Origin of the sequence: Streptomyces sp. NPDC058579 (assembly GCF_042718575.1) — a bacterium.
Classification (GTDB): domain Bacteria; phylum Actinomycetota; class Actinomycetes; order Streptomycetales; family Streptomycetaceae; genus Streptomyces.
On the sequence record NZ_JBHXPI010000006.1, the window covers coordinates 206,979 to 222,594 of the forward strand.

11 protein-coding genes are annotated in these 15,616 nt (G+C 71.4%); 5 read left to right on the top strand and 6 right to left on the bottom strand.

The window, feature by feature from the left end:
• Positions 1-7: 7 nt before the first annotated feature.
• Positions 8-481, bottom strand: a complete 474-nt coding sequence (locus ACFWRO_RS11350; RefSeq protein WP_384507657.1) for a VOC family protein — start codon at positions 479-481, stop codon at positions 8-10.
• Between the two features lie 97 nt (positions 482-578).
• Here ACFWRO_RS11350 and ACFWRO_RS11355 point away from each other — a divergent pair, with 97 nt between their 5' ends.
• Entirely contained in the window at positions 579-1,160 is a 582-nt protein-coding gene (locus tag ACFWRO_RS11355) for a TetR/AcrR family transcriptional regulator (protein WP_384507903.1), read from the top strand.
• Between the two features lie 108 nt (positions 1,161-1,268).
• On the opposite strand, the gene ACFWRO_RS11360 is transcribed toward ACFWRO_RS11355, so the two are convergent.
• Positions 1,269-1,913 (bottom strand): GNAT family N-acetyltransferase, encoded by a 645-nt coding sequence (locus ACFWRO_RS11360; RefSeq protein ID WP_384507660.1) that lies wholly within the window; start codon positions 1,911-1,913, stop codon positions 1,269-1,271.
• Between the two features lie 212 nt (positions 1,914-2,125).
• Here ACFWRO_RS11360 and ACFWRO_RS11365 point away from each other — a divergent pair, with 212 nt between their 5' ends.
• Entirely contained in the window at positions 2,126-2,941 is an 816-nt protein-coding gene (locus ACFWRO_RS11365) for a hypothetical protein (protein ID WP_384507663.1), read from the top strand.
• A gap of 94 nt (positions 2,942-3,035) precedes the next feature.
• On the opposite strand, the gene ACFWRO_RS11370 is transcribed toward ACFWRO_RS11365, so the two are convergent.
• Positions 3,036-4,340, bottom strand: coding sequence for a Gfo/Idh/MocA family protein (locus tag ACFWRO_RS11370; RefSeq protein WP_384507667.1), 1,305 nt, complete (start codon positions 4,338-4,340; stop codon positions 3,036-3,038).
• A gap of 199 nt (positions 4,341-4,539) precedes the next feature.
• Here ACFWRO_RS11370 and ACFWRO_RS11375 point away from each other — a divergent pair, with 199 nt between their 5' ends.
• The gene (locus ACFWRO_RS11375) at positions 4,540-5,622 is read left to right on the top strand and encodes a LacI family DNA-binding transcriptional regulator (RefSeq protein WP_384507670.1); all 1,083 of its coding nucleotides are present in this window, start codon (positions 4,540-4,542) and stop codon (positions 5,620-5,622) included.
• 78 nt (positions 5,623-5,700) lie between these two features.
• Here ACFWRO_RS11375 and ACFWRO_RS11380 read toward each other — a convergent pair whose 3' ends face one another.
• Positions 5,701-8,601, bottom strand: a complete 2,901-nt coding sequence (locus ACFWRO_RS11380; protein WP_384507673.1) for a hypothetical protein — start codon at positions 8,599-8,601, stop codon at positions 5,701-5,703.
• Between the two features lie 289 nt (positions 8,602-8,890).
• Here ACFWRO_RS11380 and ACFWRO_RS11385 point away from each other — a divergent pair, with 289 nt between their 5' ends.
• Both ACFWRO_RS11385 and ACFWRO_RS11390 read left to right on the top strand, forming a co-directional pair.
• On the top strand, positions 8,891-10,519 hold the full coding sequence (locus ACFWRO_RS11385) for a glycoside hydrolase family 13 protein (protein WP_384507676.1): 1,629 nt from the start codon (positions 8,891-8,893) through the stop codon (positions 10,517-10,519).
• Positions 10,520-10,571: 52 nt separating this feature from the next.
• Positions 10,572-12,965: a polysaccharide lyase 8 family protein gene (locus tag ACFWRO_RS11390; RefSeq protein WP_384507679.1), complete on the top strand. Its 2,394-nt coding sequence runs from the start codon at positions 10,572-10,574 to the stop codon at positions 12,963-12,965.
• 34 nt (positions 12,966-12,999) lie between these two features.
• On the opposite strand, the gene ACFWRO_RS11395 is transcribed toward ACFWRO_RS11390, so the two are convergent.
• The gene (locus ACFWRO_RS11395) at positions 13,000-14,271 is read right to left on the bottom strand and encodes an alpha-L-fucosidase (RefSeq protein ID WP_384507681.1); all 1,272 of its coding nucleotides are present in this window, start codon (positions 14,269-14,271) and stop codon (positions 13,000-13,002) included.
• A complete protein-coding gene (locus ACFWRO_RS11400) occupies positions 14,268-15,317 on the bottom strand; it encodes a hydroxyacid dehydrogenase (protein WP_384507906.1) in 1,050 nt (349 codons plus the stop codon). Before ACFWRO_RS11400 ends, ACFWRO_RS11395 begins: the two co-directional genes overlap by 4 nt.
• Positions 15,318-15,616: the final 299 nt, after the last annotated feature.

The window sequence follows — 15,616 nt, forward strand, 5'->3', positions numbered from 1 at the left end:
CGAGAAGTCAGGCGTCGGTGTCGGCGTCGGTGTAGAGGGCGGCGTACTCCTCGCTGGGCGGTACGACAGTGATGACGTCGATCAGCACACCATCAGGGGCCGCGACGATGAAGTGGCGCTGGCCGAACTCCTCCGTACGCAGCGACAGGACCTCGGGAAGGCCGGCCTCCGCCACGAGCCGCTGGTGCTCGGAGTCCACGTCGTCCACCTCGAAGTTCAGGATCAAGCCGCCCTGGAGCGCGCCCCGGTGGCCCTCGGGGACGGTCGGGTGGGCGTGGTCCAGCAGCGCCAGTTCGTACTGCGGCGCGTCCGGGCGGCGCAGGCTGACGTACCAGTCCGCTTCGAAGGTCACCTCGAACCCGAGGTGACGGGTGTAGAAGTCGCGGGAAGTTTCCACGTCCCGGGTGGCGAGCACCGGGTAGAACCCGCCGAGCTTTGCCGTGGGGGTGGGGGTAGGGGTGGTCGTGTGCTCGTTCGTCATGGCAGGGCCCCTTCAGATCCATTTCGCATACCCAGGGTATGCGAACCATGGGGTTAGCATACCCCCGGTATGCGAAATGGAAAGGGCGGTGCGCACCATGGCGGTCAACCGGGCGGAGCAACGGGCGGCAACGCGGCAGGCGCTACTGGCCGAAGGTCGGCGGCGGTTCGCGGCCGACGGGTACCACCACGTGGTGCTGGCCGAGGTGGCGCAGGCCGCCGGGGTCACCAAGGGGGCCGCCTACCACCACTTCGACAGCAAGGCGGGGCTCTTCCGGGCCGTCGTCGCCGAGGTCCAGCACGAACTGGGCGAGCGGGTGGCGACCGCCGCCGAGCGGCACGAGGGCCTCTGGGAGCAACTCCGGGCCGGCTGCCGGGCCTTCCTGGCTGCGGGGACCGACCCGGCCGTACGCCAGATCCTGCTGGTCGACGCGCCGACCGTACTGGGCTGGGACGAGTGGAGGGCCCTCGACGAAGAGTCCTCCGCCCGCCACCTCACCGAGGCCCTGGAGGCGCTCGCCGCAGCCGGGATCATCGCCGATCAGCCGGTGGAGCCCCTGGCCCGGCTCCTCTCCGGGGCGATGAACGAGGCCGCGCTCTGGATCGCGCGCGGCGGGGACGCGCAGGCCGGGGAGCAGGCGCTCGACCGGCTGCTGGCGGGACTGCGCACCGAGGCCTGATCGATGAGGCCTGATCGGTCGCGCGGAAGTGCGGCGCCCTGGTCTGTCGCCTGCGGGCACCGGCACATCGGTCGGCGGTACGGCCGTCAGGGGCGCCGGACCGCGAGGTCAGTGGCCTGCTGCCGGTACGTCCCATGAGCGGGGGCGCGTGAGCGCCTGCCACTCGTCCCGCAGCAGGGCCAGGACCGCCACGTCGTAGCGTCGGCCCCGGTGCAGACAGGCGGAGCGGCGTACCCCCTCCTGTACGAACCCGGCCTTCGCCAGGACGTCGAGGGCCGCGGTGTTGGTGGAGTGGGTGATGGCCTGAACGCGGTGCATGGGCAGTTCGCCGAAGGCGAGGTCGACCAGCGCGTCCACTGCGTCCACGCCGTGGCCCCTGCCCCGGTGGTCGGGGTCCAGCATCAGCAGGATCTCGGCGGTGCCGTCGACCAAGTCCTGGTCGAACAGGGCGATGTGGCCGATCGGCGTGCCGTCGGGGAGGAGGACGAGGAAGTCGTCGCGGTCGTTCTCGTCGCGGTCGCGCTCGATGCGCTCGCGCACGGCGGAGAGGGTGCGCGGCCACATGCCGATCTCGTGGGCGGCCACGGGGTCGGCACGCCAGGCGTGGATCAACTCCGCGTCGTCGATGTCGAGCGGCGCGAAGGCGACGCCCTGACCGCGCCAGGACACCTGACGGGGCGACCCTGCGTCCCCTTGCTCGGGATTCTCCCCGGCCACGCGCACCGGTACGGCTTCTGCCACGTCCTCGACCATGCGCGGATGCTACGGGCCACCGCGACAGCCAGGCCAGCCGAATTCCGGCGGCCCGGCCGTCCGCCTTTGAGTACCGCCTGAGTGCCGCCTCAGTGCCGAAGGGGCGGGCCATCCGCCACGATCACCTGTTCTGGTGACTCTGTGTATTCATTTGCTGCATTCCGGGGATCCTGACGTGGAAGTTCTCCCTCGCTCGATCACCTGGAGTAACCATGAAACGGCTCAGTCTGGCCGCCCTCGGTATGGCCGGAACGCTCTGCGCGGCCGCCCTGTGCACCGGGGCCGCCACCGCCGTCCCCGATCCGCGCGGCGCTCCGAAGCTGGCCCCGCACACCATCACGGAGGGACGCACCTCGACCGTGGCCCCCCATTCGGGGGTCAACGTCAACGTCCCCTGCCAGTCGCCCGAGCAGAGCTCGGGGGGAGGTGTGCGGACCACTGGTAACGGAGTCTTCATCACCGCCTCGTGGTCCTCGGCGGGCTGGGAAGCAGAGGTCTACAACGAGACCGACACCCCGCAGACCGTCTGGGCCGTGAGCATCTGCACCCCGCAGGGGCACACCCGCCGATCGAGCATCCCCACCACGCAAGTGCCGATGGGGGAGTCGGGCATCGCCCGCGCGGCCTGCCCCGCAGGCACGGAGGTCACGGGCGGCGGCAACATCGGCGGGGCCCAGGGCAACGACAGGATGTATGTGAGCCAGTCGTCCGACATCGGCGACGAATGGACCGTACGGGCCTTCAACGCCTCCCCGTTCCAGCAGCGGATCGCCACCCAGGTCGTCTGCTCGAACACGCCCCACAGCTCGCGCTCCAGCAACGGCACGCAGCTTGGCGTGGGCGTCACCGGAACCTCCCACGCCGAATGCCCCGCAGGTGAGGTGCCGACCGGGGGCGGCGGACTCGGCAACCCGTCCGTGTTCTTCAACGAGTCCTACCCGACGCCCACCGGGTGGACCGTGCGGGCCACGAACAGGGGCACCCAGCCGCTGACCGTGTTCGCCCGCGTCAACTGCACCCAACCCTGATCCGCGACGGCGCGCGACGCCGACAGGGAGCGTCGCGGCCGGAGAGCGTCGCAGCCGGGGCCCGTCGCGACAACCGCGACGGGCCCCGGCCCCCTCATCGTGCCGCTGGACCTGCGGCAGCGGCGGGTGCGGGGCGGTGCACGGTCTCGACCGTGCTGCCGAGGCGCGCCCGCTCGGCGGCAAGGACGGTGAGATGGCTGGTGAGGGACTCCCGCGGGCCGGACTTCACCAGACCGGGGTCACCGGTGGCCACAGCCGCGACGAAGGCGTCCATCAGGCCCGCGTCACCGCCACCGTGACCGCCTCCGGCGTCCATCGACCCCTCACCGAACACGTCGATGGTCTCCTCGGTGCGGGTCAGGAAGTCGTACACCCGCAACGTCCTTCCGTCGCCATGGAGTTCACCCCGTGTGCCGAAGATCCGGGTCTGCCGGTCGGCCTGCTCGGTGAAGGCCGTCATGGTGAACGTGGCCGTCGCACCGGAGGCGAACTCCATGGCCACGACCTGGTGGTCGACCACGTCGTTGTCGCAGGCGTAGACGCACCGCCCGTACGGTCCCTCCCGCAGGGCCGAGTCCAGGGCTTCGGGAGTGAAATCGTCGACCACCACGCTCAACGGCCAGCCGTGGCCGCCCTGGCCTCCCCGGGCGAGGCGGTCGCCGTAGTCGCGCTTGGCCGAGTACGGGCAGGCGGCCTCCACCTCCACCGCGCAGTCCGTACAGCGGTCGGCTGCGCCCGCGGGCCTGTTCTCGGCGCGGAAGTGGGAGAGTCGGCCGAAGCTGGAGACGCGCGCCGGCGGTTCGCCGAGCACGTACTGGAGCCAGTCCAGATCGTGGCAGGACTTGGCCATCAGCATGGACGTCGCCTCGTCCTCGCGACGCCAGTTGCCCCGGACGAACGAGTGCGCCTGGTGCCAGAAGCCGACGGGCTCCAGGTGCTGGACGCTGACGATGTCGCCGATCCTGCCGGAGTCGACAAGGCCTTTCAGGGCCTGGGTGTACGGCGTGTACCGCAGCACATGGCCCACCGACAGGGTGACTCCGGCGCTCTCCACCGCGTCGACGATCCTGCGGCACTCGTCCTCCGTCAGCGCCATCGGCTTCTCCAGCATGATGTGGTGGCCGAGCGCGGCGAAGGCGAGGACCGGCTCCAGATGGTCGCGGTCGAGGGTGCAGATCAGCACCGCGTCCGCGACCCGCCCGCGCGCGGCCAGGGCCTTCCAGTCGTCCACCGCCGCCGCGGGCTCCAGGCCGTGGGCGGCCGCGAACCGCTCCCGCCGCGTGCGGCGCGGCTCGGCCACCGCGACGACCTTCGCCCGCTCGGGGTGTGCCAGGGCCCAGGCCGCATGGCCGGTCCCACGGTCTCCGGCACCGACGACGGCAAGGGTGACAGGGGGCATCGGGGTCTCTCCCTACGCGATAGCTCGCTACTCGACACGCACTCGACGCTCAATAGAACAACAGAAAGCGCTTTCTTCGGTCCACGGTAGTGATCCTTGGACTCCTGGGACAAGGGACAAGGTGTGCCGCAGCCGCGTTGACCCTCACCAGCCCTCCTGCCAGGATGCAAACGATTACAGGAGTCCTGGGGAGGTTTGGGTGGCCACCGAAGCGCATGCCGCGCCGCAGCCCTCGCGGCGACAGGCCACGATGCGCGACGTGGCACGGCGAGCCGGGGTGTCGACGGCCACCGTCTCGCGCGTACTGGCCGGCAAACCGCTCACGGACTCCACCCGCGCCAAGGTACTTCTCGCGGCGAAGGAGCTGCACTACGTCGTCAACACCCATGCCAGGGCGCTGAAGAGCGGGCGCAGCAACACGGTCGGCATCGTCCTCGTCACCCTCAGCGGCGGACCCTACAACGAGATCGCCCGGGGGATCGAGCTGCAGGCGGCCGTCGAGGGCATGCGCTGCACGGTCGCCTCCTCCCAGGCCGACCACGACCGCGAGCTCTCCCTCGCGGCCACGATGGCCGAGCAGAACGCCGACATCGTGATCCTGATCGGGGGCGTCCGGGACACCCCTCGCTATCGGACCCGCGTGGCCGCGCTCGCGCGCGAGCTCGACGCGGCCGGCTCCCGCCTCGTCCTCGTCGGACGACCCTCCCCGGGAGCGGAACTGCCCCTCACCGTGGTCGACTACGACAACGAGGGCGGGGCCTTCGCGATCACGAGCCATCTGCTCTCCGCGGGCCACGAACGGATCCTCTTCCTCGGCGGCCCCGACAACTCCACCACCGCGGGGCGCGTCGCCGGCCATGTCCGCGCCCTGGAGAGCCACGGTCTGCGCCCCGACCCCGCGCTGATCGCCAACCACGGCAACCACAACGACATGGGACCGGCCGGCATCCGCGAGATCCTGCGCGGGATGCCGGCCGATGTCACCGCCGTGTTCGCCTGGGACGACGACGTGGCCGGCTGCGCGATGGCCCAACTGCGGGCGGGCGGGATCTCCGTGCCGGAAGAGATCTCGGTCGTGGGGTTCAACAACTCCCTGCCCCACGCCGAGCACCTGTTCCCCGCCCTCACCACCGTGCAGATCCCGTTCCTGGAACTCGGCCGCACCGCCGTGAGGCTGGCCGTGCTGCGCGACGACCCGGAGCACCGCCACGACCAGCAGGTCGTGCTCGGCACGCATGTCGTGGTCCGTGATTCGGTACGACCCCGGGTACGCCGCGCTTGACCCATCGCCCTCGGATCCGCCGCGCCTGACTCATCGGCGCCGAGTCAGCCCTGCTTGACCGACCGGCCCCTCAACCCCTCAGCCCGCGGCCGAGAGGTGCCCCTTCAGGTCGTCCAGGTCGAAGGACGTGTCGCCGAGCACCAGCGTGCTGCCCTCGGTGACCGCCGTCGGCACCGTGGCGCCCTTGCCGACCGCCAGGACGATACGGAAGTCCGCCTCCGTCCCGCTCCTGACCACCCTGAACGCGCCCTTCTCGACGGAGAGTTCCGCGCCCTCGGCGTTGAGAACCCACCCCTTGAGCCAGCCGTCGCCCTTCCTGAAGAGGAAGGTCGTGGCCCCGGACTCGCTCTCACCGAAGCTGATCGCCGTACCCGCCTCCGGGGACAGCTGCCAGGCGTAGGTGTGCGCGGCCGCGTCGGCGAAGGTGTCGTGGACGGCGACGACGGAGTCCGCCCCACCCGTCGGGCGCAGATCCACCGCGATGTCCCGCCGGGCCGTGCCGAGTCGGTAGTTCCCGCTGCCGTCCAGGGCGACGAAGCCGCCGCCCTGACCCGCGTACGCCCTCGATTCCAGCGTGCGGCCCCGGCCCGCGAGCTGCTCGGGCTTCCCGTCGACGAGCGGCTTGGAGAACAGCTCCGGCTTCGAGGTGTTCTTCGCGGGCTGCTGCGCCCAGGTCACGTCCTGGCCGAGCAGCGACAGCGCGAAGGTGTCCGAACCACCCCAGCCGATGTGGTGCTCGTTGCGGTTCTGCACGCCGACCAGGACGTCGTCCTTGTCCTGGTACCGGCTCCGGAAGAGGTACGAGCCGACGTGGTCGTCGAGCAGCGCCGCGCGCACGCTCTCGGGCGCCTCGTCAGGGTCCTGCGGGGCGACCCCGTACGGGTAGTGGAGCAGCCCGTAGGTGCCGCCCCCGCCGCCGACCGTTCTCTCGTACTGCCAGAGCCAGGCCGCCCGCTGATCGGCCGGCACCTGGGTGAAGATCAGGCCGGGGATCGGCACCCCGCCGGTGGCCGTACCGACACCCCACTGGAGACGCGCCTTGTCCGCCTGCGCGGACACCCCGTGCAGCAGGAGGTTCGCGAACCGCGGGCGCTCCCACTTCTCCTTCAGCGCGCCAATGCCGGCGTCGAGGGAGCCGGTGATTCCCGGCGCCCCGACCCCGAGCCCGTAGCCGAAGTAGTCGAGTCCCTCCTGGTCCCAGCCGTCCTCCGAGTACGCGGTGTCCAGGTGCCGGCCGAGGTCGTCGATCAGCTGGGGTATCCGCCCCTCCTGCAGGTTGAACGGTCCGTCGCCACGCACGGCCAGACGGAGCGTCAGCTCGGCGCCCCGTACGACCGCGGTCCAGTTGCTCTGCTTGGTGGGCAGGGCGAAGTTCGGCTGGTACGCGACCTCCAGGTGGGCGGCGACGCGCTGGAGCACCTTCTGCGCCTCGGCCCGCTGCTCCTCCGTCCACGCCTGGTACGCCCAGTCGTAGGCGGTGGCCAGGGGAGTGGCGGCGTTGGCGGTCTCCAGGGGAGTGGGTCCGGCGTGCGCGGTGCCGTTGACGAACGGCATGGTCCGGCCGGACTCGACGACGGCCTCGTAGGCGATCGTCGCGTACGCCGGGTCCTGTGTGACCTGGTAGAGGAGTGCCGCGTCATGGGCCAGGGCCGCCTGCGCCTCGCCCGGACGGTAGTTGTAGGCCGGGAGTCCCTTGGCGACCCGGTTCACCAGGCTGTCGAACGTCGACTTGGGCGTACCGCTCTGCTGGATCGCGGCGCGGATCGCGCTCAGCCGCTCGTCCGTGACGCCCATCCTCGGGTGGGCGAGGCCGCCGAGGGACGCGGTCGCGAGGACCTCGCCGTGCCGCCCGGTGAGCGCGAACCCGGTCGCGCCCTTGAGCTCCTTGGCCGACAGGGTGACCGCGCCGGTCGTGTCGTCGGCGCCGCACGTGCGGACCTTGCGGGCCTTGCCGAGCTTGCCCTGAGCGACCTCAGGGCCGCCCGCGTGAAGGGTCACCGGAGTCCTGCTGCCTGCCTTCAACCGCCACGCCAGGCGCGCCCCTTGCCCGGTCCCGGTCGCCGTCGCGTTCGCATGCGCAGCAGCCGTCGACGTCGCCGTCAACACGTCCGTCTGCTGCTCGTCGAGGAAGCGGGAGGGCGTGGTCACGGTCTCCGCGCCGGTCGTCGCAAGGTGCGTGCCGTCGGCGGCCAGGGCGACGACCTTGTACGTGTAGCGCTTGCCGGGACGGGCCGAGCCGTCCTCGGCGGTCCACGCGGCCGGCACCGCGCGGATCAGCGTCTTCCGCCGCGGCGTGAAGTTCCGGTCGGCCGAGCGGTGCACCTCGTACGAGGCCGGGGGCTGCGCGAGGGTGCCGAAGTTCCAGGTGAGCTGGACGGCGCCGGTCGGCTGGACGTTGGCGCCCACCACATCGCCCTCGACGCGCTCCACGCGCACGTTGTCGACGAGTAGGCGGCCGGTGCTTCGCTCCAGGGCGAGCAGCAGATTGACGGTCGGGGCGCTCGGACGGGCGAGTACCACGGCACTGGCTTTGCGCCAGGGCGTGTCGCCGGTGATCCGTCCGATGAGGGCGTCGTGGCCGAAGTTGCGGGCCCACAGGTCGCCGCCGTAGCCGGAGAGGCCCACCGCGCGCTCGTCGAAGGTGATGCGGTACGCGCGGAACGTGCCGGTGTCCGGGATGGGGACGTCCTGCCCGATCGCCGCCTTGTCGTCCGCGTTCCCGAGGTCCAGGGCGAGCGCCCGGCTGCCGTCCGGGCCGGCGCCGTCGAGGATCTGCGCGCGGCCACTGGCCCGGGTCTCGTTCTGCGGCCAGCCGACGATCGTCCCGTCGGCGGCGGCCTGCTCGAAGTCGCCGTTGACGACCAGGTTGGTGGTGGCCTCGGCGTGGGCAGGCACGGGGACCGACACCGCGAGGGCCCCTGCGACGGCCGCCCCCGCGACGGTGGCTCGGCCGAGACGGGACGGTAGGGCTCTGGACATCGCTGCTCCGAATCGCGTGCAATCGATTACGTGGCGGCGAGGCTAGGGGTGTGGCTTGAACCAGGTCAAGATGGCCGACGGTAAGAGGTCTGATGATTTGCGATCGATGAGTTCACTTCTCCCTGATTCAGCGCGAGTTCGTCCGGCGTTCTCCCTCAAGAGGCCCGACCAATCTCTTGACCGACCCGTGCAATCGATTTACGTTCCGGGGCGGCATCCGCGTCTGGCAGCAGCACCACCCCGTACCGCCCCCCGTTCGACCCCGTACCGCCCCCGTAGGAGGACCCGCATGTCCGACGACCAGCAGTCCGCCCCCTGGTGGCGCAGCGCCGCCATCTACCAGATCTATCCGCGCAGCTACGCCGACGGGAACGGCGACGGCATCGGTGACATCACCGGCATCCGGGCCCGGCTCCCGCACCTGCGCGACCTCGGCGTCGACGCGGTGTGGATCTCACCCTGGTACGTCTCCCCGATGGCCGACGCGGGCTACGACGTGGCCGACTACCGCGACATCGACCCGCTCTTCGGCACCCTGGCGGACGCCGAGGCGCTGATCACCGAGGCCCATGAACTCGGGCTGCGGATCATCGTCGACCTGGTCCCCAACCACTGCTCCGACCAGCACCCCTGGTTCCGCACGGCGCTGGCCGACGGTCCCGGGTCACGGGCCCGTCAGCTCTTCCACTTCCGCCCCGGCGCGGGGGAGAACGGCGAACTGCCGCCCAACGACTGGCAGTCGGCCTTCGGCGGCCCCGCCTGGACCCGTACGAGCGAAGGCGACGGCACGCCGGGCGAGTGGTATCTGCACATGTTCGCTCCTCAGCAGCCCGACTGGAACTGGGACCAGCCGCAGGTGCGGGCGGAGTTCGAGTCCATCCTCCGGTTCTGGCTCGACCGGGGCGTCGACGGCTTCCGTATCGACGTCGCCTCGCTCCTGGTCAAGCAGGACGGCCTCCCCGACGAGGGAACCCTTCCGCCCGGGACGCCCGCACCCCACCGCGACCGGCCCGAGGTGCACGACATCTACCGCTCGTGGCGGCGGCTCGCCGACTCCTACCCGGGCGAGCGCGTCTTCGTCGGCGAACTGTGGGTGTCACCCGAGGCCCTGCCGCGCTACCTGCGCGAGGACGAACTGCACACCGCGTTCAACTTCCCGTTCCTGCAGGCTCCTTGGGAGCACGGAGCGCTGCGGTCCGTCATCGACGAGACACTCACGCTGCACGCTCCCGTCGGCGCCCCGGCCACCTGGGTCTTGGGCAGCCACGACGCGACCCGCGTCGTCACCCGCTACGGCCGCGCGGACACCTCCTTCACCGAGCGCCACCAGCCCGTCCCCGTCGACCTGGACCTCGGAACGCGACGGGCCCGCGCCGCCGCCCTCCTCAGCTTCGCCCTGCCCGGCAGCGTCTACGTCTACCAGGGCGACGAGCTCGGACTGTGGGAGGTCGAGGACATCCCCCTCGCTCTGCGCCAGGACCCGGCCGTCCAGCAGTCCGGCGGTACGGATCCCGGCCGCGACGGCTGCCGCGTACCCCTGCCCTGGGAGGGCGACGAGGCCCCCTTCGGCTTCAGCCCGTCCGATACCGATACGGAGCCCTGGCTGCCGCAGCCGCCGGCCTGGAAGGACCACACCGTCGCCGCGGAGACCGGCGACCCCGGATCCACGCTGGAACTCCACCGCGCCGCCTTGCGCGTCCGCCGCGCCGAACCCGCCCTCGGCGACGGCCCGTTCGCCTGGCTCCCGTCCGCCGACGGAGTCCTCGCCTTCACCCGAGGGCCCGGCCTCACCTGCCTGGTCAACCTCACCTCCGAACCCGTCGAGCTGCCCGCGCACACGGAGCAGCTCCTCGCCAGCGGCCCCCTCGCCGACGGCCTGCTGCCTCCGGACACCACCATCTGGCTCCGTGCGGTCTGAGCTCGAGGCGCCGAAACCCCCTCCTGTCCCTCGCACACCCCTGGAGGCCCCCATGACAACGCCGTCGTGGTCCCGCCGTTCCTTCCTGTCCGCCGCGATGGCCGCTGCCTTCGCCGTCGGCGTCGTCGACGCACCCGCCGCCCTCGCGGCGGACTCCTACGACGCGCTCCGTCTGAAGTGGCGTGAACTCCTGCTCGGCACCGGCTTCACCGCGAGCGACCCGCTCTACGCCGGCCGGCTGAGCGAGCTGGGCGCCAAGGCCGCCTCGTACCGTTCCTCGATGGCGCCCTCGGGCTCCTCCCTCTGGCCGGACCTGCCCTACGCCTCCTTCTCCGGCGACCCGGTCAGCTCCACCTACAACCGGCTGAAGACCATGGCGCTCGCCCACGCCCAGCCCGGCACCGGACTCACAGGCGACGCTTCGCTCGCCGCCGACATAGTCGCCGGTCTGCAGCACGTCCACGACGGCGTCTACAACGCCTCGTTCACCCTGCCCAGCGCCAACTGGTGGTGGAACGCCCAGATAGGCGCCCCGACCGCGCTCCTCGACACCTGCGTCCTGATGTACGACCACCTCTCCGCCGCGCAGACGGCGGCCTACTGCGCGGCGGTCGACCACTTCGTGCCCGACAGCCAGCTCGACGTGGGCGCCCCGCACGGCGAGAGCGCCAACCGGGTCGACTTCTGCAAGGTCGTCGCCCTGCGCGGAGTCGTCGGCAAGAGCTCCGCGAAGATCACCCGCGCCCGCGACGGGCTCTCCCCGGTCTTCCCGTACGTCACCTCGGGCGACGGCTTCTACCGTGACGGATCGTTCATCCAGCACAGCTACACCCCCTACACCGGTTCGTACGGTGCCGTCCTCCTCAGCGGCCTCGCGTGGCTCTTCGCCCTGCTCGGCGGTTCCGCCTGGGACATCACCGACCCCGGCAAGCAGCTGATGCTCGACTCCGTCGAGCGCTCCTTCGCCCCGTTCGTCTACAACGGCCTCCTCATGGACGCCGTCTGTGGACGGGCCGTCAGCCGGGGGCTCTCGGCCGGCAGCACCAACGGCTTCGTCGGCGGGGACCACGGCCGCGCGCAGGGCGTCATGGCCGCCGTCCTGATGCTCGCCATGGGGGCGACCGCCACCGAACGGACCCGCTGGCGGGGCATCGTCAAGGGCTGGCTCCAGCGCGACTACTTCCTGACCTTGGAGACCAACCCGTCGCTCGACGTCGCCTCGCTCTCCCGCCTGAAGGCGGCCAGGGACGACGCGGCGCTGGCCGCCGTCGCCGAACCGGTCGGGCACCGCGTCTTCGGCTCCATGGACCGCGCCACCCACCGCCGCCCGAACTGGGCCGCCGCCCTGTCCATGTCCTCCAGCCGCGTCGCCTTCTACGCCTTCGGGAACCTGGAGAACAAGCGTGGCTGGCACACCGGCTCCGGCATGCTCTCCTGGTGGAAGGACACCACCCTCGGCCAGTTCACCGACACCTTCTGGCCCACGGTCGACTCCTACCGGCTGCCCGGCACCACCGTCTCCAAGAAGGCCCTGGCCGACGGCGCCGGCGGGGACTTCGGCGCACCGCGGCCGACCTCCACCTGGGCGGGCGGCGCGAGCGACGGAACGTACGCCGCGCTCGGCATGGACATCCGCGGCCTGCAGTCCACCCTGGGCGGCCGCAAGTCCTGGTTCTTCCTCGACGACGCCGTCGTCTGCCTGGGCGCCGGCATCGGCTGTACCGACGGCACGGGCGTCGAATCGATCGTGGAGAACCGGAATCTCGGCGCGACCGGCACGCACGCCCTCACCGTCGACGGAGTCGCCACGCCGGCCACGCAGGGCTGGTCGGCCACCCTCACGGGCGCCCGCTGGGCCTCCCTCGCGGGCATGGGCGGGTACGTCTTCCCCGGCGGCGCCACGGTCAAGGCGCTCCGCCAGGAACGCACCGGAGCGTGGAGCGACATCAACGGGCTCTCCGGGTCGACGACGCCGTTCACCCGCCGCTATCTGACGCTCTGGTTCGACCACGGCACCAATCCGACGGGCGCCGGTTACTCCTACCTCCTGATGCCCGGCGCCGACAGCGCCGCCACGGCCGCCCGGGCCGCCGACTCCGGCTGGATGAGCGTGCTCGCCAACACCGGCAACCAGCAGGGAATCCACGTCCCCTCGCTCGGCTTCACGGGCGTCAACTTCTACGGCAGCGGCACTGTCGGCACCCTCACCTCCACCGGCGCCGCCTCCGTCATGGTCCGCGCGAGCGGTACGACCGCCACGGTCTGCGTCGCCAATCCGACGCAGACGCTCAGCAGCCTCGACATCACCTGGAACCGCGCGGTGTCCGGGGTGGTCTCCCAGGACCCCTCCGTCACCGTCCTCTCCACCGGCCCCTCACTGAGGCTGCGCGTGGACACCACGGCGAAGGCGGGCGCCACCCAGCGGATCACGGTCACCCTCGGCTGACCGCGGCCGCCGTGCGAGCTGGAGGTCAGCAGGGTCAGCCGGCGCCCTGGCCGCGGTAGAGCTCGATCTCGCCGTCCAGTTCGAGCGCGAGGACCGTGGCCTGCGGGTCGCAGAGCGTCGGGGCCTCGATCCGTACGACGCCCGGGATGCGGTGGGAGGGGAAGCCGCCCACGACACGGTGGCTCAACTCTTCCCCCGTACCGAGCACGGAGATCTTCCGGACGTTGTTCCGCAGGCCGCGCACCTCGACGAAGCCGCGCGGCGGGTCGAAGCAGACGAGGAAGAGGGTGCGGCGGTCGCGGGCGAGCATCGAGGGGCCGTAATGGTGCCCGTACGGCATCCCGCGGTCCGTCGCGTACACCGCCTCGTGATTGCGGCGGATCCACTGCCCCAGGCCCTCGAGCCGCTCGGCGTGATCGGGCTGGATCGTGCCGTCCTCCCGGGGCCCGGTGTTGAGGAGCAGATTGCCGCCGTGGCCGATGGTCTCGGCGAACACCCGGACCAGTTCGGGTACGGACTTGTGCGCCGTGTCCCCGGGCTGGTGGCCCCAGGCGTCGCCGATCGTGTAGCAGAGCTCCCACGGCCCTTCCGGCGGGAGGATCGGCACGCCGAGCTCCGGGGTCGCGTAGTCGCCGTACCCGAGCATCCGGCCGTTGAGCACGGTACGCGGCCGGAGCTTGAGGATCTCCGCGCGCAGCTCCTTCATCCGCCACTGGCGCTCGTCGCGCTCCCAGGCGCCGTCGAACCACAGCAGATCGGGCCGGTAGCGCGAGAGGAGCTCCCGGATCTGCCCCCTGTGCACCTGTTCGAGGAAGCGCTCCCAGCGCTCGGGCTCCTCCTGCCCGGGCGCGGGCATGGCGAAGCGGTTGTCCACCCAGGGGCGCTGAAGGACGGAAGGCCGGATCGTCGGGTAGTCCGGGTGGCTCCAGTCGGAGTGGGAGAAGTACAGGCCGACCCGCAGCCCGTGACGTCGCAGCGCCTCGGTGAACGGGCCGACGAGATCGCGCGCCGCGGGGCTGTGGCCGGCGACGGACAGGTCCGTCCGCGCGGTGTCCCAGAGCGCGACGCCGTCGTGGTGCTTGGTGGTGAGCACCGCGTACTTCGCCCCGGCGCGCACGAAGAGGCGCGCCCAGTCCTCGGGGCGGTACCGGGAGGCGGTGAAGCCCTTGAGCTGCTTCATGTACGTCTCGCGGGAGAGGTCCCCGCCGAAGAAGGACCAGGACTCGGGGACGCCGTCGACGGCGTAGATCCCCCAGTGGACGAAGATGCCGAGCTTGGCCTCGGCGAACCAGGGCTGCATGGTCACGCCGAACGCTCCAGGTCCTCGCGGCGTACGGGATGGGCGAACGGCAGCCCGGCCGCGTACCGAGCCACCTCCTCCAGGGCCAGATCTGCCATCCTGCGCAGCTCCGTCCCGAACGAGCCCGCGAAGTGCGGGGTGAGCAGGACGTTCGACAGGTCGTAGAGAGGGGAGTCGGCGGGCAGGTGCTCGGGCTCGGTGGTGTCGAGCACGGCCCTGATGCGGCCGGCGGCCAGCTCCTCGGTGAGCGCCTCCTGGTCGACGAGCGAGCCGCGCGAGGTGTTGACGAACGTGGCGCCGTCGCGCATCAGGGCGAGCCGGCGCCGGTCGATCATGTGCCGCGTCTCGGGGCTCTCCGGCGCGTGGAGCGTGACGACGTCGGAGAGGGCGCACAGTTCGTCGAGCGGGACCGGGCGCACTCCGAGCCCCTCCGCATCCTCGGCGGTCAGGTACGGGTCGTGGACGAGGAGGTCGAAGGAGTACGGGGCGAGCAGCTCGGCGACCCGGCGCCCGATCCGAGAGGCCCCGACGATCCCGACCGTGCGCCGGTAGTTGCCCACGTCGGGGAAGAGGGCGCGCCAGTCCTGCTCCCTGCGGACGCGGCGGTACTCGTCCCTGACCTCCAGAACGCGCTTGTTGGAGAAGAGGATCGCGGCCACCGTGTACTCGGCCACCGGCAGGGCGTTGGCCGATGCGGCCGAGGACACCTCGATGCCGCGGTCCCAGCAGGCGTCGCTCACGTGCCGGCGGACCGAACCGGCCGCGTGGACCACGGCCTTGAGCCGCGGGGCGGAGGCGAGGACCCACGTGTCGAGCTCGGGGCAGCCCCAGGAGGTGAGGAGCACCTCGGTGTCGCGCAGCGCGCTGAGTACGTCGGCACGGCTGAAGTCGTCGGTGACCAGCCCGGTGTCGACCTCGACGACCTCGGCGAGCCGGCTCAAGGTGGGGGCGTCGAGCAAGGAGGGAGCCAGTTCGGGGGCCATCGCGATGAGGAGCCGGGGACGGCGAGGAGTCGCCGCCCGCTCGTGCGCCGGACGGCTGTGCGGGAGCATGGCGGTCATGGCGCGACCATATTGAGCGATTCTACGATCGTCAAGATCGATCAAAGTGATCGATAGATCGATACCTCTTGACTGCGATCGCATCGATGGCCAAAATTCGATTCACCGCACCGGGCCATGGATGAGGTCCCCGGGCGCCGTCGTCACAAGCCGCCCGGGACAGGCGGGTTACGCGTCCCACCGGAGCCGAACACGAGCGCGCCGCGCGCCGCTCGACCGCGTCCGTACCCCTGGCCACTCCTCCCGTAGGGGAGAGGTGTGCGCATCGGCCCGGCGCACGGCGGCCGGAG